General features: G+C 57.7%; 21 protein-coding genes. 14 read left to right on the plus strand and 7 right to left on the minus strand.

Annotated elements, in window-relative coordinates; all coding sequences use genetic code 11:
* Positions 1-106: 106 nt before the first annotated feature.
* Complete coding sequence (locus ACR0BI_RS20335) at positions 107-754, plus strand: DUF899 family protein (protein WP_170425381.1); 648 nt, start codon at positions 107-109, stop codon at positions 752-754.
* Between the two features lie 4 nt (positions 755-758).
* On the opposite strand, the gene ACR0BI_RS20340 is transcribed toward ACR0BI_RS20335, so the two are convergent.
* The 3 genes from ACR0BI_RS20340 to ACR0BI_RS20350 form a co-directional block, all read right to left on the minus strand.
* Positions 759-1,508 (minus strand): extensin family protein, encoded by a 750-nt coding sequence (locus tag ACR0BI_RS20340; protein ID WP_170566594.1) that lies wholly within the window; start codon positions 1,506-1,508, stop codon positions 759-761.
* A gap of 13 nt (positions 1,509-1,521) precedes the next feature.
* Positions 1,522-2,910 carry an adenosylhomocysteinase gene (gene ahcY / locus ACR0BI_RS20345; protein WP_170397884.1) on the minus strand — a complete coding sequence of 463 codons (1,389 nt, stop codon included), beginning with the start codon at positions 2,908-2,910 and terminating at the stop codon, positions 1,522-1,524.
* 103 nt (positions 2,911-3,013) lie between these two features.
* A complete protein-coding gene (locus ACR0BI_RS20350; RefSeq protein WP_480563155.1) occupies positions 3,014-3,328 on the minus strand; it encodes a hypothetical protein in 315 nt (104 codons plus the stop codon).
* A 206-nt stretch (positions 3,329-3,534) separates the two neighbouring features.
* On the opposite strand from ACR0BI_RS20350, the gene ACR0BI_RS20355 reads away from it, so the two are divergent.
* The 3 genes from ACR0BI_RS20355 to ACR0BI_RS20365 all read left to right on the plus strand — a co-directional run bounded on the left by ACR0BI_RS20355 (position 3,535) and on the right by ACR0BI_RS20365 (position 6,046).
* A complete protein-coding gene (locus ACR0BI_RS20355) occupies positions 3,535-4,128 on the plus strand; it encodes an HD domain-containing protein (RefSeq protein WP_170397878.1) in 594 nt (197 codons plus the stop codon).
* Positions 4,129-4,337: 209 nt separating this feature from the next.
* Positions 4,338-5,027, plus strand: a complete 690-nt coding sequence (locus tag ACR0BI_RS20360) for an FkbM family methyltransferase (protein WP_480790627.1) — start codon at positions 4,338-4,340, stop codon at positions 5,025-5,027.
* A 53-nt stretch (positions 5,028-5,080) separates the two neighbouring features.
* On the plus strand, positions 5,081-6,046 hold the full coding sequence (locus tag ACR0BI_RS20365) for a glycosyltransferase family 2 protein (protein WP_170425369.1): 966 nt from the start codon (positions 5,081-5,083) through the stop codon (positions 6,044-6,046).
* A gap of 48 nt (positions 6,047-6,094) precedes the next feature.
* On the opposite strand, the gene ACR0BI_RS20370 is transcribed toward ACR0BI_RS20365, so the two are convergent.
* Positions 6,095-6,649: an ActR/PrrA/RegA family redox response regulator transcription factor gene (locus tag ACR0BI_RS20370; RefSeq protein WP_039542641.1), complete on the minus strand. Its 555-nt coding sequence runs from the start codon at positions 6,647-6,649 to the stop codon at positions 6,095-6,097.
* An 87-nt stretch (positions 6,650-6,736) separates the two neighbouring features.
* Complete coding sequence (locus tag ACR0BI_RS20375; RefSeq protein WP_170625366.1) at positions 6,737-7,354, minus strand: SCO family protein; 618 nt, start codon at positions 7,352-7,354, stop codon at positions 6,737-6,739.
* A gap of 92 nt (positions 7,355-7,446) precedes the next feature.
* Here ACR0BI_RS20375 and regB point away from each other — a divergent pair, with 92 nt between their 5' ends.
* The 8 genes from regB (at position 7,447) to trxA (ending at position 19,261) form a co-directional block, all read left to right on the plus strand.
* Complete coding sequence (gene regB, locus ACR0BI_RS20380; RefSeq protein ID WP_170397866.1) at positions 7,447-8,838, plus strand: sensor histidine kinase RegB; 1,392 nt, start codon at positions 7,447-7,449, stop codon at positions 8,836-8,838.
* Positions 8,839-8,902: 64 nt separating this feature from the next.
* A complete protein-coding gene (locus ACR0BI_RS20385; RefSeq protein WP_480563153.1) occupies positions 8,903-10,411 on the plus strand; it encodes a PAS-domain containing protein in 1,509 nt (502 codons plus the stop codon).
* A gap of 40 nt (positions 10,412-10,451) precedes the next feature.
* The gene (gene tsaE / locus ACR0BI_RS20390; RefSeq protein ID WP_480563152.1) at positions 10,452-10,922 is read left to right on the plus strand and encodes a tRNA (adenosine(37)-N6)-threonylcarbamoyltransferase complex ATPase subunit type 1 TsaE; all 471 of its coding nucleotides are present in this window, start codon (positions 10,452-10,454) and stop codon (positions 10,920-10,922) included.
* On the plus strand, positions 10,919-11,923 hold the full coding sequence (locus ACR0BI_RS20395) for a phosphotransferase (protein ID WP_170425366.1): 1,005 nt from the start codon (positions 10,919-10,921) through the stop codon (positions 11,921-11,923). The genes tsaE and ACR0BI_RS20395 overlap by 4 nt, the downstream gene beginning before the upstream one ends.
* Entirely contained in the window at positions 11,920-12,606 is a 687-nt protein-coding gene (locus tag ACR0BI_RS20400; protein WP_480563150.1) for a nucleotidyltransferase family protein, read from the plus strand. Before ACR0BI_RS20395 ends, ACR0BI_RS20400 begins: the two co-directional genes overlap by 4 nt.
* Positions 12,599-15,526 (plus strand): double-strand break repair protein AddB, encoded by a 2,928-nt coding sequence (addB, locus tag ACR0BI_RS20405; RefSeq protein WP_480563148.1) that lies wholly within the window; start codon positions 12,599-12,601, stop codon positions 15,524-15,526. The genes ACR0BI_RS20400 and addB overlap by 8 nt, the downstream gene beginning before the upstream one ends.
* Positions 15,523-18,882: a double-strand break repair helicase AddA gene (addA, locus tag ACR0BI_RS20410; protein WP_480563146.1), complete on the plus strand. Its 3,360-nt coding sequence runs from the start codon at positions 15,523-15,525 to the stop codon at positions 18,880-18,882. The genes addB and addA overlap by 4 nt, the downstream gene beginning before the upstream one ends.
* A 58-nt stretch (positions 18,883-18,940) precedes the next feature.
* Positions 18,941-19,261: a thioredoxin gene (gene trxA, locus ACR0BI_RS20415; RefSeq protein ID WP_170397826.1), complete on the plus strand. Its 321-nt coding sequence runs from the start codon at positions 18,941-18,943 to the stop codon at positions 19,259-19,261.
* A gap of 85 nt (positions 19,262-19,346) precedes the next feature.
* On the opposite strand, the gene ACR0BI_RS20420 is transcribed toward trxA, so the two are convergent.
* Positions 19,347-19,610, minus strand: a complete 264-nt coding sequence (locus tag ACR0BI_RS20420) for a hypothetical protein (RefSeq protein WP_170397824.1) — start codon at positions 19,608-19,610, stop codon at positions 19,347-19,349.
* A 268-nt stretch (positions 19,611-19,878) separates the two neighbouring features.
* Here ACR0BI_RS20420 and ACR0BI_RS20425 point away from each other — a divergent pair, with 268 nt between their 5' ends.
* Both ACR0BI_RS20425 and ACR0BI_RS20430 read left to right on the plus strand, forming a co-directional pair.
* Positions 19,879-20,229 carry a Lin0512 family protein gene (locus tag ACR0BI_RS20425; protein WP_170397821.1) on the plus strand — a complete coding sequence of 117 codons (351 nt, stop codon included), beginning with the start codon at positions 19,879-19,881 and terminating at the stop codon, positions 20,227-20,229.
* Positions 20,226-20,588: a Lin0512 family protein gene (locus tag ACR0BI_RS20430; protein WP_480563145.1), complete on the plus strand. Its 363-nt coding sequence runs from the start codon at positions 20,226-20,228 to the stop codon at positions 20,586-20,588. The genes ACR0BI_RS20425 and ACR0BI_RS20430 overlap by 4 nt, the downstream gene beginning before the upstream one ends.
* 55 nt (positions 20,589-20,643) lie before the next feature.
* On the opposite strand, the gene ACR0BI_RS20435 is transcribed toward ACR0BI_RS20430, so the two are convergent.
* Positions 20,644-20,841, minus strand: a complete 198-nt coding sequence (locus ACR0BI_RS20435; RefSeq protein ID WP_170397815.1) for a DUF1127 domain-containing protein — start codon at positions 20,839-20,841, stop codon at positions 20,644-20,646.
* Positions 20,842-20,864 lie beyond the last annotated feature (23 nt).

Consider the following 20,864-nt stretch of genomic DNA (forward strand, 5'->3'; position numbering starts at 1 on the left):
AAATCACAAGGTTTCCCCCTAGGCTGAACTTCGCGGGACTCGGTGATTTGATTTTTTCAGATTTATTATTTAACATTTTTGTTAATTATGATTCCCGGAGGTCCCCATGCCCGTAACGTTACCGAATGAAACCACCGAATATCGGTCAGCTCGTAATGCACTTCTATCCGCCGAGCGGGACCTGAGAGCAAAGGTTGAAGAGGTCGCGGCCTTGCGCCGTTCTCTTCCAACCGGAGGCAAAACCCCTAACGATTATGCGTTCCGAGATCTGGCAGGCGAGGGTGCGCCTATGTCGTCGCTGTTTGGCGATAAGGATACGCTGATTATCTATTCGCTGATGTACGGACCCGACGCGGAACGCCCCTGCCCTATGTGTTCGGCGTTTCTGGACGGGCTGAACTCTCAGGTTCATCATCTGAAGCAGAACGCCTCGGTCGCCGTAGTGGCGCAGAATACGCCCGAAAAACTCTCGGCGCTCAAGGATGAGATGGGTTGGAATGCGCTGCCGCTCTACTCAGCATTAGGGACGAATTACCAACGTGACTATCTGGCCGAGACCGACGGGGGTGATCAGCTTCCCATCCTGAATGTCTTTCAACAGCTCCCTGATGGCATTCATCACTTCTGGAGTTCCGAGCTGTTCTTTGAACCCAGCGATTGGCATCCCCGGCACGTGGATGCGGCTTGGCCACTGTGGAATGTTCTGGATTTCACGCCACAGGGCCGCGGCGATTTTATCCCGTCTCTACGCTGAGGTACTATCGGCAGTAGCCCCAGCCGGGCCCCTGCAGGTGGAAGTGATCGGCATGTAAGCGGTTGTAGTCAGGGCCAAGCACCACGCGGAACCAGTCACAGGCTCCGCGCCATATCTGGCGCAGAAAATCGGCCTCGGGCCCGTCAGCGTCCCAGTCAGCCAGCAGGTTCAAGCTGCGCCCGTCAGAGAGATCCATTCCGACGATGTCGATCGCGTCCGCAGTGGCGTGACTGCTCCAACCATTGTCTTGTCCTTGCGCGGTCCGCATCCGGCGGCAGTTATAGCTGCCGATCTGGCGCATTCTGCTGACGGAAGTCCCCAGTAGTTGCTGCGCAGCGGGTTGCACAACATGGTGTTCCCACATGACAAGCCGCAAAGTTGTGGCACACCGGGTCTCGACTGCAGTGACGCGGGCGTTCACCAGACCGAACAACCGGCCGCGTCCCTCGATTCCGCAATTCTGGTCCACCACCAGATCGTCCAGCGGATCAAACCGAGCTCCAGCCTCGGCCAAGGCTGCACGGCATAAAGCGTCATCCGCCAGTGCGCGGTTCAACTGGTAAGGGGTGACCGGGGTGACCGGGGCCGTCACGGTCAGATCACGCAGCGGGTTCCAGTGCGGGGGTACAGGCGTATTGGGATGGGCAAGCAGCCACCAAACGCCGCCGCCCAACACGGTCAACAGCGTTAAGAGGCCAAAAAGAAAAGACGCCGCCGAAAGCAGGATTCGGCGGCGTCTAGAAGCTTTGGTCATGCGTCTTTCGCACTTAGTAGCGGTAGTGTTCCGGCTTGTAGGGGCCTTCGGGTTTTACGCCGATATAGGCCGCCTGATCGCTGTCCATCTGGGTCAGCTTCACGCCGATCCGGTCCAGATGAAGACGGGCAACTTTTTCGTCCAGATGCTTGGGCAGGATGTAGACTTCGTTCTTGTATTCATCGCCTTTGGTGAACAGCTCGATCTGGGCCAGGACTTGGTTGGTGAAAGAGGCCGACATCACGAACGAGGGGTGACCGGTGGCGTTGCCAAGGTTCAGCAAGCGACCTTCGGACAGCAGGATAATGCGGTTGCCCGAGGGCATCTCGATCATGTCCACCTGTTCCTTGATGTTGGTCCACTTGTGGTTCTTCAGGCTGGCTACCTGAATTTCGTTGTCGAAGTGACCGATGTTACCGACGATGGCCATGTCCTTCATCTCGCGCATGTGCTCGATGCGGATCACGTCCTTGTTGCCGGTGGTGGTGATGAAGATATCCGCGTTTGCGACTTCGTCTTCCAGCAGGGTGACTTCGAACCCGTCCATGGCCGCTTGCAGCGCGCAGATCGGATCGACTTCGGTCACTTTCACGCGGGCGCCTGCGCCACGCAGCGAAGCCGCCGATCCTTTGCCCACGTCACCATAGCCGCACACAACCGCAACCTTACCGGCCATCATGGTGTCGGTGGCGCGGCGGATGCCATCAACCAGCGATTCCTTGCAGCCGTATTTGTTGTCGAACTTCGACTTGGTGACCGAGTCGTTCACGTTGATCGCCGGGAACGGCAGGTGGCCATCTTTCACCAGCTGATACAGGCGGTTTACACCGGTGGTGGTTTCTTCAGAGACGCCTTGGATCTGGTCGCGCATTTTGGTGAACCAGCCCGGAGACGCGGCCATGCGCTTGGCGATCTGCTTCTTGATCACCTCTTCCTCTTCCGAACCAGGAACGGGGATGATGTCCTCACCCGCTTCGGCGCGGGCACCCAGCAGGATATACAGCGTCGCGTCGCCGCCATCGTCCAGGATCATGTTGGGGCCTTCGTCGAACAGGAAGGATTTGTCCAGGTAATCCCAATGCTCTTCCAGCGTCTGGCCCTTGATGGCGAAAACGGGAATACCAGCCTCGGCAATCGCCGCCGCCGCGTGGTCCTGCGTTGAGAAGATGTTGCACGACGCCCAGCGCACATCAGCGCCCAGCGCCACCAGCGTTTCGATCAGAACGGCGGTTTGGATGGTCATATGCAGCGAACCGACGATCCGCGCGCCTTTCAGCGGCTTGCTTTCGCCATATTCGGCGCGCAGGGACATCAGCCCCGGCATTTCCGTTTCAGCGATATCCAGTTCCTTGCGGCCAAACCCGGCCAGCGAAATGTCCTTAACGATATAGTCCCCGGCCATCAGGTTCTCCACTCCGGTAAATCTTGGTCCGGGCTGCCCCTAGCATTCCTTGGGACAGGAGGCAATGTGGATGGCCGGAAACAGGAAGTCTGGTGACAAAATATCAGCTTGGCGTGCCCTCTGCCTTGATTTTGGGGATCGCTTCAAAAAAATCAGTGCCAACGGCGACAATACAACTCATGCCGTTCGCCTGGGTCACCAAAACGGTATAACTTCCCGTTTCCTTCGAGGTCCAAACCTCCATGACCGTCTGCCCGCCACGTGATTTCTGAAGACCGCCAAAGGTTAATTCCTCGGAGTAATTGTCTTGCAGTTTGGTAATCACGTGCTCGCGCTCTGCGCAGTTCTGGGCAAAGGCGGGTGGCGCGGTTGCGGCCATTCCGAAGGTCAGGGTTGTTGCAAACAAACGCTTGAACATAGCAAGCTCCTTTCGATACGAGTTTCGTTTCGAGAGGGCGCAACTGGGAGGAGTCAGCACCCCCCTCAGTCCTTGATGTCGGGATCGTATCGCGCAGGTTCAAAGCACGAATGCTCAAGAAATTGTTGGCAGCATGTGATCCAGACAGATACATCATACCACAAGAACGCGAATTGAACGTGTCCCAGTTCACAAGGCATGGTAAAATGGCAACACAACCCAGAGCGTGGCAAAGAATGCTGTCGGGCCGTCGGCTGGATTTGCTGGACCCGACACCCGTGGATATCGAGATCGAAGATATCGCGCACGGGCTGGCCTTTGTGGCGCGGTGGAACGGTCAGACCAACGGGGATTTTGCCTATTCCGTGGCCGAGCATTCCTTGCTGGTGGAAGAGCTTTTTGGCCGCATCGCACCAAATGCACCGACGAAATGGCGGTTGGCGGCACTGTTACACGATGCCCCCGAATATGTGATTGGTGACATGATCTCTCCGGTGAAATCCGCCGTTGGCCCGGATTATGGTGATTTAGACGACCGGCTGGCTGCTGCGATTCATATACGTTTTGGGTTGCCCGCCGTGGTACCAAAAACAGTGAAACGCCAGATCAAGAAGGCGGACAAGATCAGCGCCTGGATGGAGGCGACGCAGATCGCGGGTTTTTCTGATACCGAAGCATCAAAGTTCTTTGGTCGTCCGGACAAGGCAATATTAGAGGGGTTGCAGATCAAACTGCGTCCCCCGATTGAGGTGCGACAGGCCTATACCGCGCGGCATCAGGAATTGTTGGGCAGCATTTAGGTCGCCAATAGATCAGCAGCTCGGCCTATGCTAATTTTCCGCTAAAACAAGACCATAATCGGACGCAGGTTCAGATGAGCGACGCAGACAGCCAGATACCGGTCACGAACGCGCAGATGGAATATGCCAACGCGTGTTTACGTGAAGCGTACAATCTGACAGGCCGAGGGCGGGTGCGCAATCTGATCCGAAAGTCACTGCTGCCACAGTTGATCGCCTACCGGGGCATTCGAATCCACCTGCACCCTTATGACAATTTCAGCGAATTCTCTCTTTGGCAGAAGGGCCGGTCCCCGGAAGAGCTTGAGCTGAATTGGCTGAAAGAAAGCTTTGCGGGGAAGACTCTCAAGGTTTTGGATATCGGTGCAAATTTTGGTCTGTATTCACTTTTCTTGTCGTCAATTCTTAGCCCGGACTCCCGGATTCATGCGTTTGAGCCTAATCCGACACTGGCCGAACGCCTCAGCAATAATTGCTCTCTGAACGGATTTGGCAACGTGGAGCTGAACACTTTCGCGATCGCGGGCGAAACTGGTGAAGCGACGCTTATTATAGAAAAGCGGGGCGACACGGCCACCAATCTTGGTCAGGCGCGTTTGGCAAACGACACAGCGTATCTGGAGCTATCAAAATACGATACGATTGAGGTGCAGACCCGAACACTGCTTGAGCTTACACATCTGCATGATGCCGATTTTGCCAAGCTTGATGTTGAAGGGCACGAGCCGAACATTCTTATGCCTTTTCTTGAAAGCGCAGAAGATGCAGCGCTTCCCCAATATCTACAGCTGGAAACCGTGAATCTTGGTGATAGCGCCGAACGCCTGTTTGCCTCACTTTCTGATCGTGGCTATGAAAATGCCTTTCAAACTCAACGTAATATCATCTTCAGAAGATAGGCCGTGCAAGGAAGAATCGCGATCATGATCAAACCCACTCAGGCCAAGCCGATATGAAGGTTGGGCTATTCTCCTGCGCCAAGGATGAAGGGCCGTTTATACTTGAGTGGGTCGCGTATCATCTGCTGGTCGGGTTTGATCCTATTCTGATTTACAGCAATGACTCGACAGACGGCACCGCCGAGCTGCTTGATGCGCTTGATAAAAACGGGGTTATTTCCCATGTTCTGCAAGATCTGAAACCCGGGCAAGTACCACAGCATACAGCGGCGGAAACGGCCTATGCGCATCCTTCGCTTAACGATGCCGATTGGCTGATGTGGCTTGATAGCGATGAGTTTCTTTTCTGTGCAAACGATGAAAATCAGGTCGCAGGTCTCGTCGAACGCTGTTCCGGTTTCGCCGAGGGCATCGCCGTGAATTGGTTGATCTTCGGAAATGGGGGCAACGACAAGTGGGAACCGGGGCTGGTCACGCAACGATTCCTAAAGCGTGCCGATACAGATCATAATTTGCATCGCTACTTCAAAACGCTTTTTCGAAAGTCTGATAAAATACAGGGGTTTGGCCTCCACCGACCCCACTTACAGCCAGACTTTCGGAACGATGGATCGCAATTTGTAAATGCTACGGGCCTGCCGATGCACGAACACATGTATCGTACGGGATCACGGCGAAGACATGCGCTGGGCGCCGCGCCCGAGCATCTGTCTACACACGATTGGGCTGCTGTCATTCACTACCCGGTGAAAACGCGAGACAGTTTCGCGCTCAAGCGGCAGCGCGGGCAAGGCACGAAAGCGACAGATGCACCCAACCGGTCCAGCCGGTTTCGTGAAAGGTATTGGAACAAGTACAACCAGAACAGCGTCGTGGATGATCGAATGCTGGCGATGGGTGGCAAGCTACAGGCAAAGGTTGATGAGTTGCTGTTATTGCCTAAAGTTGGGTGCGCGCACTCTGCCTGCCTTAAGAATTACGCGCTGAGGCTTCAAACTCAGGCTCAACCCGCGCCCTGAAAGTCGTTTGGAACGGCCCGGAGAATACACGCTATTAAGTCTACGGGTCTATCTTGGACTGCGCTTCGCCAGAATCCGCTGCAACGTCCGGCGGTGCATGTTCAACCGGCGCGCGGTTTCCGAGACGTTCCGGTCGCACAGTTCATAAACGCGTTGGATATGTTCCCAGCGGACGCGGTCGGCGCTCATGGGGTTTTCCGGCGGCGGGGGCAGTTCGTCGCCCTTGGCCAACAGAGCGTTGGTGATGTCAGTGGCGTCGGCGGGTTTGGACAGATAGTCGGTTGCACCAATTTTGACCGCCGCAACGGCGGTGGCGATGGCGCCATAACCGGTCAGAACCACAACCCGGCTGTCGGGGCGTTTTTCGCGCAGCACTTCAACCACGTCCAGCCCATTGCCATCTTCAAGTCGCAGATCAACCACGGCATAGGCAGGTGGGCGGGCTGTGGAAATGGCGCGGCCTGCGGCGACGGAACCCGCGGTTTCAACCTCGAATCCGCGTTTTTCCATGGCCTTGGCCAGACGTCTCAGAAACGGCTCGTCATCATCTACCAGCAGCAGCGATTTGTCGGGGCCGATTTCAAGCTGGGAACTGTCTGCCATATGTGGGTCTTTCCGCTATTTCATGCCTCTTGGCTTAAACATGAGTAATAGCAGCGCCATTCCAAAGGTCAAACCGACTGTTGAGGATCAGGCCTGATCAAGAAAGCAGCCAATCTTGTCCGCCATCTGCTCGGCCGTTTCATCGCGTTTGAAAAATTCCAGAAACCCGTCCTCGGGCGTCATCAGATAGGTAAAGGTCGAGTGGTCGACCAAATAATACTCATCGCTTTTGTCTTGGGCCTTGTAATAGGTCTTGTACGCCTTGCTGGCCGCCTTGATCTGCTCGGGCGATCCGGTCAGGCCAATCACGCGTTCATGCAGGTTGAATGCGAAATCGCCCACAACCTCGGGGGTATCGCGATCCGGGTCTATCGAGATGAACAACGGCGTCACCGACTGACCGCGCTCTGCCAGCAAATCGATCGTGTCGACATTGCGCGACATGTCAAAGGGGCAAACATCCGGGCAGAAGGTATAACCGAAGTAGACAAGCGTGGGCTCGGTGATCACATCCTTGTCGGTTACCGTCTCACCCTTGGCGTTAAGCAGTTCGAACGGCCCGCCGATCGCCGCGCTCCCGCCCGCGATCTGAGACGAGCGGCACTGCGCGAATTTGTCGTCCGCGCCGCCCCGCGTCAACAGCCACATGGCACCAAGACCAATTGCAAGAACAACAGTTGCGAGAATAGCATAAAGACGAACCATGGCGCGTATCCTGATACGAAAGGGGATGTTGATCGATTCTGCCGGGACACCTATCAACATGTCGGACCGACGCAATAGGACATAATCGACAGATGACGAATTCCAACACCAGTCTTTGGCGTGGGCAGGAGCGCAGTACCTGGATCAGGCTGCGCACGCTGATCCTGCTGCGATGGGTCGCCATTATCGGCCAGTTTACGGCCATCACGGTTGCACAGAAATATTACGACGTTCAGCTTGAGCTGGCATTGTGTTATTTCGTCATCGGCATTTCGGTGATGGGTAACCTCACGGCGATTCTGTTGTTTCCCGAAAACAAGCGCTTGTCGGAATTCGAGAACTTCCTGATGGTGCTGTTCGATCTGCTGCAGCTGTCGATCCTTTTGTATCTGACGGGGGGGCTAAACAACCCGTTTGCGCTGCTGTTGCTGGGCCCGGTGACGATTTCCGCAAATGTAATGAGCACCCGCTCGACCCTGATCATCGGCAGCGTTGCGGTGATCCTGACCACGTTGCTGGCGCAATTCCACCTCCCGCTGAGAACCAATCTGGGGTTGGTGCTGGATATCCCCGATATTTTGCTGTTCGGAAACTGGGCGGCGATTATCATCGCCATCGTTTTCATCGGCGCCTATTCGCACCGCATCAGTTCCGAAGTTCAATCGATGTCCGAAGCGCTCTCGGCCACCCATATGGCGCTGGCGCGCGAGCAAAAGCTGACTGATCTTGGTGGTGTGGTGGCCGCAGCCGCGCATGAGTTGGGTACGCCGCTGGCAACGATCAAGCTGGCCAGTTCAGAACTGATCGAAGAGCTGGACGACCGGCCTGAGCTGATGGAGGACGCAGCCTTGATCCGCGAACAGGCTGACCGCTGCCGCGACATCCTGCGCGATATGGGCCGAGCTGGGAAAGATGATTTGCACCTGCGTCAGGCGCCTCTGTCCACCGTGATCCATGAAGCGGCAGAGCCACATATCAATCGTGGTAAAGTGGTGCATTTCGACGAAGGACCAGTTGCGGATGGCGATGTGCAGCAGCCCTCAATCCTGCGCAAGCCCGAGATCATTCACGGGCTGCGCAACCTGATCCAGAACGCAGTGGATTTCGCCCAGTCGACGGTCTGGGTCGAAGCTGAATGGACCTCTGATCGGATCAGCGTTTCGATCATGGATGATGGGCGCGGCTACCCCTCCCACATCATAGGTCGGATTGGTGACCCGTTCATGCGCCGCCGCCGCGCCGATCGCAGTAGTCGGCCGGAATACGAAGGCATGGGGCTAGGTCTGTTCATCGCCAAAACCCTGCTGGAACGCAGCGGTGCCGAACTGAGCTTCGCCAATGGCGCGGACCCTTATCAGACCCTGACTGACCAACCGGACCGCAGGGGGGCGATCGTCAATGTCGTTTGGCCGCGCAAGCTGATCGACGCGCAAACCGGGGACACTCCGGTTCCCTCGGGCGCCAACCAACCGTTCCAGATCTGAGTTAAGACCCCGTTAACCATTGTTGTTCATATAGATTCAAACGTTTTACCCGGGGGTTGGAGCAATGGCCGAATGGATCGTTCTGGCCGCAATCAGTGTGGTTTCGGCCAGCTTTGCGATATTGTGGCTCTTGCCACGCCATCAGGCCAAAACAAGAGATTTCGGGCTGTCAGCGCCCGGAGCGCTGTTCGATGTTGTCTTCCTGTTCGATGGCGACCGGTTGATCAGCCATTCCGATATTGCGCTGGCAGGTTACGAATCCGTCAGCAACTGGGCTGATCTGCGGCGTTTGCTGCAACGTGATTTTCCCGCTTTCCCCGAAACGCCCGAGATTGTCCGGTCCGGGGGCAACATCGCCGTTTCAGCCATCGACTGCACAGTCGAGCGCGAGGTTCTGTGCGAATGGATCGATGGTATCATTCGGGTTCAATTACGTGATCTGACGGGGACCATCCCTGCGCCACGCCGTGACCAACGCGATCCAATTCGTTTGGCGATGGAGCAGGCGCCCTACCCTGTTTGGCTGATAGATCACCGTGACAAGGTGGGCTGGTGCAATGCGGCCTATGTACGGTTGGTTCGCAAGATCGCGGGACCGGATGCCGATCTGACGGACCCTCTGTTTCCTTCTCACAAGGACGAGGCGCAGCTGAGCCGAAAAACCCGCGTCTCGATCCCGGTCCGGGACAGCGACGCCAAGCTTTGGTTTGATCTGACCCGGGTCGCGCACGAACAGGATCAGTTGTGTTACGCGGTTGATATCAACGCAATTGTCGAAGCCGAGACAGCGCAGCGCAAGTTTGTGCAGACCATGACCAAGACCTTCGCGCAGCTCTCCATTGGTCTGGCGATCTTTGACCGCAACCGGCAACTGGCCCTGTTCAATCCAGCGCTGATCGATCTGACCACCCTGCCACCCGACTTCCTGAGCCTGCGCCCAAGCCTGTCCAGCTTTTTTGACCGGCTTCGCGACCAGCATATGATGCCCGAGCCTAAGAACTATCGCAGTTGGCGGCGCCAGATGAACGACCTTCTGGAGGCGGCACAGGACGGAAACTATCAGGAAACCTGGTCGCTGCCATCAGGATCGGTCTATTCCGTCAGTGGTCGCCCGCATCCCGATGGGGCCGTGGCTTTCCTGTTCGAAGATATCACCGCCGAAATCACACTGACCCGACGGTTCCGCGCTGAAACGGACCTTATGCAATCCATTCTGGACAAGCTGGCTGATGCCATCGCGGTGTTTTCGGATGACGGTTCGCTGGCGATCACAAATTACGCCTATCAGGTGTTGTGGGGCGACAGCGGCGAAGAAGGATTCGAACCAGCAACGGTGCTGGAAATCACACGCCAATGGCAGGAGCACTGCACCGCCACGCCGATCCTTGGCGAGATCCGCGAATTCGTCACCGCGCGAGAGAATCGGGCCGAATGGTCGGCTGAACTGATCCTAAAATCCGGCGGCTCTTTGAACTGCACGGTCAGCCCCATGCAAAACGGGGCAACAATTGTCCGTTTCGCCTCGGACAACCCGGTCAGGAACATCACGGAAATACAAAAAATCAGCGCCTGAACCGGTTGCAGCCGACCCGGCGCAGGTTCATTGTGACGCCATGAACGCACCGCTGACTCTGACCTCGAAATCCCCATTCGACACTGCTGAAGTTGCCACCAAACTGGGTGGCGCATTGCAGTCTGGCGATACTATCCTGCTTGAAGGTACCATCGGCAGCGGCAAAACCCATTTCGCACGCGCATTGATCCAATCTCTTCTGTCCGCACCCGAAGATGTGCCTTCGCCGACCTTTACTCTAGTTCAGGTTTACGAGACGCAGCTTGGTGAGGTCTGGCATTCAGATCTCTATCGTCTTTCTGCCGTGGAAGAGATCGAAGAGCTGGGGCTGGTCGACGCCTTCGACGCCGGCATTTGCCTGATCGAGTGGCCTGAAAAGCTGGGTCCCCTGACGCCAGAGCCGGCCTTACTGATCCGGTTCACCACAGACGCCAACGAACAAGATACGCGACAACTTACGATGTCGTGGACAGACCCGAAATGGAACGCCAAGCTGGAGGGGATCCAATGACGAACCGGGCCATTTTGGCAGAAGCCTTGATCGCGCAGACACCATGGAACGGCGCACGGCATACGCCTTTGGCGGGTGATGCCTCGAACCGCCGGTACGAGCGTCTGACCGACCCTGCCACCGGCCGGACCGCCGTTTTGATGGATGCTCCGCCCGACAAGGGCGAAGCTGTTGAACCCTTCGTGCGTATGTCGAAGTACCTGCGTTCCATTGGGTTGAGTGCGCCGGAAATCTACGCCGAGGACTGCGAATACGGGTTTCTGTTGCTCGAAGATTTGGGCGACGATCTGTTCGCACGCGTCTTGCGGGACGATCCGACGCTTGAGCGCACGCTGTATGACGCCGCAACCGATGTACTTGTCCATCTTCACGCGGCGCCGACGCTTTCGCTCGACAGTTACGACCCCGCTATGATGACCGAATTGGCGGCGCTATCGTTCACGAAATATGCGCAAGGCATTCTTGGATCGCACGACGACGAGGCCCGCGCCCGGTTCGAGCTGCGCTTTGCGGATATCCTGCACCGGGAAACCGGCGGAACACGGGTTGTTGTGCAACGCGATTACCACGCAGAAAACCTGATCTGGCTGCCCGAGCGCGAAGGTCTGGCGCGCGTCGGTCTGCTGGATTTCCAAAGCGCGATGCTGGGGCATCCCGCCTATGATTTGATGTCACTGCTACAGGATGTGCGTCGGACTGTGCCCGCCGGGATCGAGATGCGGATGATCGACCGCTATATCACCGCAACCGGCGTCGATGGGCATGATTTCCGCACCGCATATGCTGTTCTGGGCGCACAGCGTAACCTGCGCATTCTGGGCGGTTTTGCCCGGTTGGCGACCGATTATGGAAAGCCACACTACGTCGACCTGATCCCGGCTGCGTGGGCACATTTGATGCGCGATCTCGAACATCCCGCGTTGGTGCCGGTGGCAGACCTGTTGCGCAGCGCCCTGCCCGCCCCAAACCCCGAGAACCTGGCAAAGCTGAGGGCGCAATGACCGACACCCCCCAAGCTGCAATGCTGTTTGCCGCGGGCTTTGGTACTCGCATGGGTGTCCTGACCAAAGACCGGCCCAAACCGCTGATCGAGGTGGCCGGGCGGCCCCTGATTGATCACGCACTGGATCTGGTCGATGCGCTAAGGCCGTTGCGGGTTGTTGCCAACCTGCACTACCACGCTGATCAGTTGGCTGATCATCTGGCGGGCTGCGACGTTATGATATCGCGGGAAGAACCGCGCATTTTGGATACTGGTGGTGGGCTGCGCGCAGCGCTACCTCTGCTTGGATCCGATCCCGTATACACCTTGAACAGCGACGCGATCTGGGCTGGGCCCAACCCACTGAATTTACTGAAGGATCATTGGAATCCGGATAAAATGGATGCGCTGCTGATGTGCGTTCCAGTTGGGCAAACCCTTGGCCACACAGGCCCTGGTGACTTCACTCAGGACAGCACAGGGCGGATCGTCCGCGGTGCCGGTCTTGTTTACGGCGGGGTACAAATTCTGAAAACCGAAGGGCTACATGACATCGCTGAGGACGTGTTTTCATTGAACGTATTGTGGGATCGAATGCTGCAGCAAAAGCGCCTGTTCGCACTGTCTTACCCCGGTCGCTGGTGCGATGTGGGGCGTCCCGAGGGTATTGATCTGGCCGAGGGGCTGATTGCCGATGTTTGAGCCCAGCGCCCTGCCCCGGGTATTCGCCATTCCTCCGGGCGCGGATTTCCCCAAGGTGCTGGTTGACGGTCTGCATGAGCGATTTGAGGGGCAGCCGCCCGATGCGCTGGCCCGGGTACAACTGGTAATCAACACCCGCCGGATGGCGCGCCGGGTGCGCGATCTGTTTGATCAAGGTCCCGCTTGCCTGTTGCCACGCCTCTCTTTGGTCACAGATCTTGGCGAAAGCGCCGATCTGGCGCAGATCCCACCCGCAATCCCGCTTCTGCGTCGCAGGCTGGAGCTGACGCAGCTGATCGCAAAACTACTGGACCAGCAACCCGATCTGGCGGCCCGGTCCTCGCTGTTCGATCTGTCTGACAGTCTGGCCGGGCTGATCGACGAGATGCAGGGGGAAGGTGTCTCGCCCGATGCGATCAGGCAACTGGATGTCAGCGACATGTCCGGCCATTGGGCACGGGCGCAGGCCTTTATCGGCATCGCCGATCAGTTCATGGAATCCGGTTCGGACGCGCTGGATGCGCAGGCCCGACAGCGGCGCGTGGTCGAGAACCTGATCGCGCGCTGGGAGGCGTCGCCGCCCGAACATCCTGTCATTCTGGCAGGCTCTACCGGGTCTCGCGGGACCACCCTGATGCTGATGCAGGCGGTTGCGCGTCTGCCTCAGGGGGCGCTGGTGCTGCCTGGCTATGATTTCGACCGGCCTGAACATGTTTGGAGCAATCTGGATAACCCGCTGACATCTGAGGATCATCCTCAATACCGGTTCCGCAAGCTGATGCTTGGGCTAGGGCTTGGCCCGGATCAAATCCGGCCATGGACCACGGATCAGGCCCCTTCACCTGCCCGTAACAAGCTGATTTCGCTTGCATTGCGCCCTGCCCCGGTCACCGACGCATGGATGACTGAAGGCCCGCTCCTGCCCGACCTGAACGGTGCGACCAAGGATGTGACGCTGATCGAGGCGCCCTCGCCCCGGGCCGAGGCCTTGGCCATTGCGCTACGCCTACGGCAAGCGGCCGAGACCGGCCAGACCGCCGCGCTAATCACCCCCGACCGGATGCTAACCCGGCAGGTCAGCGCCGCACTGGACCGGTGGAATATCCTGCCCGATGACAGCGCGGGCCTGCCACTGCAGCTGTCTCCGCCCGGGCGGTTCCTACGCCATGTCGCCGGGCTGTTCGCGCGCCGCCTGGATGGCGAGGCTCTGCTGACGCTGCTCAAACACCCACTGTGCCATGACGGGGGCGACCGGGGCAGCCACCTGCTGCATACCCGCGATCTTGAGCTTGACCTGCGTCGCTATGGCCCGCCCTTTCCCGACAGCGCCAGCCTGACCGCTTTCGCCATTCGTACTGAAGCGCCCGAGGACTGGGTCCGCTGGGTTACCCAGACATTTTGCGATCAATACGACCCCACCGAACAGCCACTGCCGGACTGGGTCGCCCGGCTTCGCACGCTGGCCGAGATGATCTCGGCAGGTGCAACCGGTGAATCTGGCACATTGTGGGACAAGAACGCGGGCCAGAAGGCGCTTGCGGTGATCTCTACTTTGGAAGCCGAAGCACAGCATGGCGGTGCGATGACCGCCCATGACTTTGCCGAACTTCTGGGCGCGTTGTTGGCAGGTGAAGAAGTCCGCGACCGTGATGCACCTCACCCGCATCTGATGATCTGGGGCACCCTGGAAGCGCGCGTTCAGGGTGCGGATCTGCTAATTCTGGGTGGCTTGAACGAAGGCAGCTGGCCCGAGGCTGCGGCACCCGACCCCTGGCTGAACCGTCAGATGCGCAATGAGGCCGGTCTTTTACTGCCCGAACGCAGGATCGGCCTGTCCGCGCATGACTTCCAGCAGGCGGCAGGTGCTGCAGAGGTGGTTTTGACCCGCGCTACCCGCTCGGATGATGCGGAAACCGTACCATCCCGTTGGCTGAACCGCATGACCAACCTGTTGCAAGGCCTGCCTGAACAAGGTGGAACTAGGGCGTTAGAAGCAATGCAAGCGCGGGGCCAACGGTGGCTGGATTGGGCAGAGATGCTGGAACATGCACCCCGAATCGCACCCGCGCACCGCCCGTCGCCACGACCACCCGTCGCGGCGCGGCCACGGCGGCTATCGGTGACCGAAATCAAACGCCTGATCCGCGATCCGTACGCCATATATGCCCGACATGTCCTGCGATTGAGACAACTGGACCCGCTGGTTCAGGCGCCAGATGCCCTGCTACGCGGTATCGTCATCCACGAGGTGATGGAACAATTCGTGCGCGACAGCGTTCTGGATCCGGCTTTATTGACCCGAGAAAATTTCCTGAAACGCGCCAAAGCTCTGCTGGACGACCACGTTGCGTGGCCAACTGCCCGAAAGCTGTGGCTGGCGCGGCTAGAGCGGATTACCGATAGCTTTCTGTCCGCCGAGATTCACCGCCGCGCCGATGGCGGGCCTGTAGCATTTGAAGTTGGAATGCGGCTGGCGTTGACGCCGCTGGAGTTCACCATTGCCGGACGTGCCGACCGAATCGATCGAAGCGGGCAGGGGGCTTTGCGTATCATCGACTACAAGACGGGCACTCCGCCAACGGAAAGTCAGCAAGCCAAATTCGACAAACAACTGCTGATCGAGGCCGCAATGGCCGAGCAGGGCGGTATCGAAGGATTCGATCCGCTTCCCGTTGCACAGGCGATCTTCATTGGCATGGGCGGCACCTATAAAGAAGTGCCCGCACCGCTGCAGAAAGAGCCGACCGACAAGGTGCTGGCCGAACTGAAAGAGCTCATATCAGCCTATTTAGAGCCTGATCAGGGGTTCTCTTCACGCAGGATGCTGCACAAGGACACAGATATAGGGGACTATGATCACCTCGCCCGGTTCGGCGAGTGGGATCGTTCAGCGGAAACCGAACCGGAGGACCTGACATGACCCCCCGCAATGATGCCACCGAACGGCAGGTTCAGGCCGCGCGCCCGGACGCCTCAACCTGGCTGGCGGCCAATGCGGGCTCGGGCAAGACCCGGGTGCTGACCGACCGGGTGGCGCGGCTGTTGCTGGATGGCGTACAGCCGCAGCATATCCTGTGCCTGACCTATACCAAGGCCGCGGCCAGCGAGATGCAGAACCGGTTGTTCAAACGTCTTGGCAAATGGGCAATGTTGGGCGACGGCGACCTTCAGTCTGAGTTGGTCGAACTTGGCGTACCGGGCGTGATCGATCCCGACCGGTTGGCGCAAGCACGGACCCTGTTTGCCCGCGCTATTGAGACGCCTGGTGGCCTGAAAATCCAAACGATCCACTCCTTCTGTGCTTCGCTGCTGCGACGGTTCCCGCTTGAGGCGGGGGTCAGCCCTCAGTTCTCCGAAATGGAAGACCGGGCTGCGGCGTTGCTGCGCGAAGAGATCATTGAAAGTTTTGCCGACGGCCCTCAGGCCGAATTGATCGAAGACGTTGCCCGCTTTGTCACCGATACCGGTTTTGACAAACTGACTGCCGCTGTTGCGCAGAAACGAAATCAGTTTGAACATGTGCTGCAATGGCCGGACATTCTGCAACGGTTTGATCTGCCCGAAGGTTTTGATGAACAGGTCCTGCTGCGTAACGTGTTTCTGGGCGGTGAGGTCGAACTGATCCAGTCCATTTTGCCCGCGCTTTCGGAAAGCGGAGGGAACAATGCCAAGGCCGCCGACAAGCTTGTCGGTTTTACCGACGCCCGGCTGAGCAAACTGACGATACTTGAAAACGTCCTATTGACGGGTAAGGGCGCGAAAGAGCCCTTTGCCGCAAAACTCAACAGCTTTCCAACCAAGGCGCTGCGTGAAGGGGTGCTGGCAGATCGGATGCCCCAGCTCGAGGCCCTGATGCTGCGGGTCGAAGCCGCGCGGGAACAACGACTGGCGCTGGTTGCGGCCCAGAAAACCCATGTATTACATCGCTTTGCCGCGGCCTTCCTTCCGGAATACGAGCGGTGCAAGCAGGTGAGGGGTTGGCTGGATTTTGATGACCTGATCCTGCGCGCACGTCAGGTGCTGAACGACCCAGCGGTCGCAGAATGGGTGCTGTACCGGCTCGACGGTGGCATCGATCACATTCTGGTGGACGAGGCGCAGGACACCAGCCCGGATCAATGGGACGTGATCGAAAAATTGGCTCAGGAATTTACCAGCGGGGAAGGGGCCCGATCCGGAGTTGAGCGCACGATCTTTGTGGTTGGTGACAAGAAACAGTCGATCTATTCCTTCCAGGGCGCCGACCCGCAAGCCTTTGACCAGATGCAGGCCGAATTTGGGCGGAAACTTCGAGAATCAGGCTCTAAACTGTCGGATTCAACGCTGGAATATTCGTTCCGCTCGTCCAGCGCGATCCTTGGGCTGGTCGATATACTGTTCGAAAACCATGTAGAAGCCGGGTTCCACAAGGATGCCTTACACCGGGCATTCAAGGCCGATCTTCCTGGGCGCGTCGACCTATGGCCGGTGATCGAGAAGGTTGAAGACGAGGATGACAGCGATTGGACCGATCCCGTTGATCGACCCGGCGCACGGCATCACACCGTCATTCTGGCAGAACAGGTTGCCCGGTCGATCAAGGATATGATCAGGGATGGCGCCACCATTCCCGATGATGGCGATGCGTCGGGGGCATTTGTCCGGCGCAAAGTGCAGCCCCGCGACTTTCTGATCCTTGTCCAACGCCGCTCGGACCTGTTTGCCGAGATCATTCGCGCCTGCAAAAGCGAGGGCCTGCCCATCGCGGGGGCGGATCGCCTGAAGGTGGGCGCGGAACTGGCGGTCAAGGATCTGGCTGCTTTGCTGAGCTTTCTGGCCACACCCGAAGACAGCCTATCACTGGCGACAGTCCTGAAATCCCCACTGTTTGGCTGGACGGAACAACAGTTGTTCGATCTGGCTCATCGCAGGGAGGAAACTTATCTATGGGCAGCGTTGCGCAATCGTGCCGAGGAGTTCCCGGTAACGCTTGCGATTCTGAACGACCTACGCGGTCAAACCGACTTTCTGCGTCCTTATGATCTGATCGAACGTATCCTGACGCGCCATGACGGGCGACGCAAACTGCTGGGCCGGCTTGGGGCCGAGGCTGAGGATGGTATCAACGCGTTACTGTCGCAGGCGCTGGCCTATGAACGGACAGATATCCCAAGCCTCACCGGTTTTCTGGTCTGGATGCAAACCGACGATCTGGAGATCAAGCGCCAGATGAGCGGTGTCGGCAATATGATCAGGGTGATGACCGTTCATGGCTCAAAAGGATTGGAATCACCGATCGTAATCCTGCCGGACACTGGTAAACGACAGCCACCACGAGATGCCGAGATCATGATGGCGGGCGATACTCCGTTGTGGAAAGTGCCTTCTGATGCCTCACCTGCATTGATCGCAGCTGCGCGCCAAGAAGCCAGAACGCGCGAGGAGAATGAGCGGCTGAGGCTTCTATATGTGGCTCTAACACGGGCAGAAAAGTGGCTAATAGTGGCGGCCGCCGGGGATGTAGGCAAGGATGGCAACAGTTGGTATCAGATGGTTGAGGCCGCGATGGCGCGGGCAGGGGCTACTCATGTTCCCGGCACCCAGACCCTTCGACTGGCGCATGGAGATTGGGAGGCTTTGCCTGCCGTTGAACAGGGCAGCATCCCGCACAACGAACAGCATTTGCCTGTATTTTTTAACCACCCCGCGCCAAATCTACCCGCGCCAGCCGAAACGCTCAGCCCCTCTGATCTAGGGGGTGCGAAGGCCTTGCCCGGAGATGCGGGGCAGGATGAAGAGGCGGCGAAACGACGCGGATCGCAGCTGCACCTGTTGCTCGAACATCTTCCTGCTGCCGCACAGGATCAATGGCCGCAGCTTTGCGCACGGCTTCTGGCCGATATGCAAGATGTTGAGCGGCAAGATCTGCTGACTGAGGCCACATCGGTGCTGACGGCCGAATATCTGAAACCGGTCTTTGGCTCGGATGCGCTGACCGAGGTTTCGGTCTCTGCCGATCTGAACGGCACACGAATGCATGGGGTCATCGACCGGCTGATTATCACGGATAAAGAGGTGCATGTAATTGATTTCAAATCCAATGCGACTGTTCCGACCGGGCCAGAATCCTGCCCCGAAGGGCTGTTGCGCCAGATGGCGGCCTACGCCCATGCCCTGTCGCAAATCTATCCCAATCACAGTATCCGCACCGCTATCTTGTGGACGCGAACCGCGCACCTGATGTGGTTGCCACACGATATGGTGACGGACGCCCTGACACCGAACCCTATATCTTGACCTTGCCCGGTGCCGCACCTAGGTTCTGAGCCCAAGCATTCCCAGTCAGGAGACAGACATGTCGACCGTAGCCGTTACCGACGACACCTTTGACGCCGAAGTCAAGAATTCCGATATCCCCGTCGTGGTGGATTTCTGGGCCGAGTGGTGCGGCCCCTGTAAGCAGATCGGCCCCGCCCTGGAAGAGCTGGCCAGCGAATATGGTGGCAAGGTGAAGATTGCCAAGGTCGATGTCGACAGCAACCCAAACTCAGCCGCGGCCATGGGCGTGCGCGGCATTCCGGCGCTGTTCATTTTCAAAGACGGTCAGGTGGTTTCGAACCGCGCTGGCGCGGCCCCGAAGGCGGCCCTGCAAAGCTGGATCGACGAGTCGATCTGACCTTCGCTAGTGTGCGAACGAAAAAAAGGCGCCCCGCATTGGGCGCCTTTTTTTATTAAAGCCACTGCGTGACAAGAGTTTAGACTCACTTGATGGTCCACCTCACCGATACTCCCGCGCCGTCTTTGTGGGTAAATGTAACGGTGTCGTCTGCGATTGAAACCACCTGACAGTCGTGGGGCATCACTTCACCGACGATCACGATTCTCCGACAGTAATACCTGTCTTTCCACTCCCACGTGCCGCTGATACTGCCACCTTTCGGGCCTTTGCCCTCAACCGTGCCGTCCTTGTGAATAGTCACCCAGGTTTCGCCCTGAACCAGCTTCTTATCAACGATCAGGTTCATAAATTTCGCTTTGTTTTCTATGACTTCAGCGGATACGCTTGGCGCCAGAAGTCCAAACAACAACAATGATGACATGAGCCGAAAATACGTCATGGAATCAAACCTTTCATAGATCGTGTGCTTAAACAGACAGAATTCTAGTCGATAGCGGCGGTACACACCAAACATTCGGGTTTCGTGGTTTGGCCGGATGCAGTTCACTGTACTGGTTCTTTCAATTCGCAAGAACTCGTGCAGATTGTCGGGTCATCAGGAATAAGGAGGCGACATGCCCAAAACTCGGGTATTGGTGGAATTCGGTATGGGTACGTCGCTTCGGCGCGAAGACTATACCGAAGCAGCGCTGCGCGCGCTCAAGGATGCGCTCTGGCATAACTCGGTCAATATGGCGGAATTGTTCGGATTCCCGAAAGAGGCCATGATCATCGACGCGGAAATCGGTGTACAGCAACCGGACCGGGTGGATTCGCAGGCGTTGAAGGCCATTTTCCCTTACGGCCAGCCCAACATCACGGTCACACATGGTGGCTTGGATATCGACAAACCCCATTCTGAAGGTCGCACGGTGATCGCCAACGCCGCGATCGTTGTCTCATTTGATATGGAGCCCGCCCGATGACGGAAAAACGCATCATTCTGGAGATGGGGACCGGCAACGATCTGTATGGTCAGGACTATACCAAGGCCGCGCGCCACGCTGTTCAGGACGCGCTGCACCACTCGTCCATCACGCTGTTTTCCAAACTGGGCATCAGTCATGAGGAGATGCGCGTTGAGGTCACGATTGGCGTTCAGCAGCCTGAGAAGGTTGATTGTGATCTTGTCGCCTCGGATCTGCCGCGGGGCCGCGCCTCGGTTCGGGCGGTCAAAGGGGGACTGGATGTCGAGGATGCCGAGGCGGGTACCCGGCATGTCGTAGCCACTGCTGCAGTTGAGGCTTATCTGCCTGATCTCGCAGGTAAATTCGTCGAAAACTGAAAAAGAAAAAGCCGCTCAATCGAGCGGCTCATCTTATAAGTGTTCAAATCCTGGATCAGAACTTGGAGATATCAGCGCGGGTCAGCCCGACGTCTTCCAGCTGCTCGTCGCTCAGTTGCGACAGTTCGTTGCGTGTCTGATATGATTTGTACCATTCGACAACGTTTTCGAATGCATGAGAGAATGCGTCCACTGCGTGCAGGATGGTGACTGCTCCGCGCGGCGCATGGGTTTTTGCGATTGCGTTTGCCATGTGCTTGGTCCTTTTAACAGAAA

The organism is Ruegeria sp. E5, from assembly GCF_056534105.1.

Coding starts and splice junctions, on each gene's coding strand:
- ACR0BI_RS20335 (WP_170425381.1), top strand. CDS start 107: ATGCCCGTAACGTTACCGAATGAAACCACCGAATATCGGTCAGCTCGT.
- ACR0BI_RS20340 (WP_170566594.1), bottom strand. CDS start 1,508: ATGACCAAAGCTTCTAGACGCCGCCGAATCCTGCTTTCGGCGGCGTCT.
- ahcY (WP_170397884.1), bottom strand. CDS start 2,910: ATGGCCGGGGACTATATCGTTAAGGACATTTCGCTGGCCGGGTTTGGC.
- ACR0BI_RS20350 (WP_480563155.1), bottom strand. CDS start 3,328: ATGTTCAAGCGTTTGTTTGCAACAACCCTGACCTTCGGAATGGCCGCA.
- ACR0BI_RS20355 (WP_170397878.1), top strand. CDS start 3,535: ATGGCAACACAACCCAGAGCGTGGCAAAGAATGCTGTCGGGCCGTCGG.
- ACR0BI_RS20365 (WP_170425369.1), top strand. CDS start 5,081: ATGAAGGTTGGGCTATTCTCCTGCGCCAAGGATGAAGGGCCGTTTATA.
- ACR0BI_RS20370 (WP_039542641.1), bottom strand. CDS start 6,649: ATGGCAGACAGTTCCCAGCTTGAAATCGGCCCCGACAAATCGCTGCTG.
- ACR0BI_RS20375 (WP_170625366.1), bottom strand. CDS start 7,354: ATGGTTCGTCTTTATGCTATTCTCGCAACTGTTGTTCTTGCAATTGGT.
- regB (WP_170397866.1), top strand. CDS start 7,447: ATGACGAATTCCAACACCAGTCTTTGGCGTGGGCAGGAGCGCAGTACC.
- ACR0BI_RS20385 (WP_480563153.1), top strand. CDS start 8,903: ATGGCCGAATGGATCGTTCTGGCCGCAATCAGTGTGGTTTCGGCCAGC.
- tsaE (WP_480563152.1), top strand. CDS start 10,452: ATGAACGCACCGCTGACTCTGACCTCGAAATCCCCATTCGACACTGCT.
- ACR0BI_RS20395 (WP_170425366.1), top strand. CDS start 10,919: ATGACGAACCGGGCCATTTTGGCAGAAGCCTTGATCGCGCAGACACCA.
- ACR0BI_RS20400 (WP_480563150.1), top strand. CDS start 11,920: ATGACCGACACCCCCCAAGCTGCAATGCTGTTTGCCGCGGGCTTTGGT.
- addB (WP_480563148.1), top strand. CDS start 12,599: ATGTTTGAGCCCAGCGCCCTGCCCCGGGTATTCGCCATTCCTCCGGGC.
- addA (WP_480563146.1), top strand. CDS start 15,523: ATGACCCCCCGCAATGATGCCACCGAACGGCAGGTTCAGGCCGCGCGC.
- trxA (WP_170397826.1), top strand. CDS start 18,941: ATGTCGACCGTAGCCGTTACCGACGACACCTTTGACGCCGAAGTCAAG.
- ACR0BI_RS20420 (WP_170397824.1), bottom strand. CDS start 19,610: ATGAACCTGATCGTTGATAAGAAGCTGGTTCAGGGCGAAACCTGGGTG.
- ACR0BI_RS20425 (WP_170397821.1), top strand. CDS start 19,879: ATGCCCAAAACTCGGGTATTGGTGGAATTCGGTATGGGTACGTCGCTT.
- ACR0BI_RS20430 (WP_480563145.1), top strand. CDS start 20,226: ATGACGGAAAAACGCATCATTCTGGAGATGGGGACCGGCAACGATCTG.
- ACR0BI_RS20435 (WP_170397815.1), bottom strand. CDS start 20,841: ATGGCAAACGCAATCGCAAAAACCCATGCGCCGCGCGGAGCAGTCACC.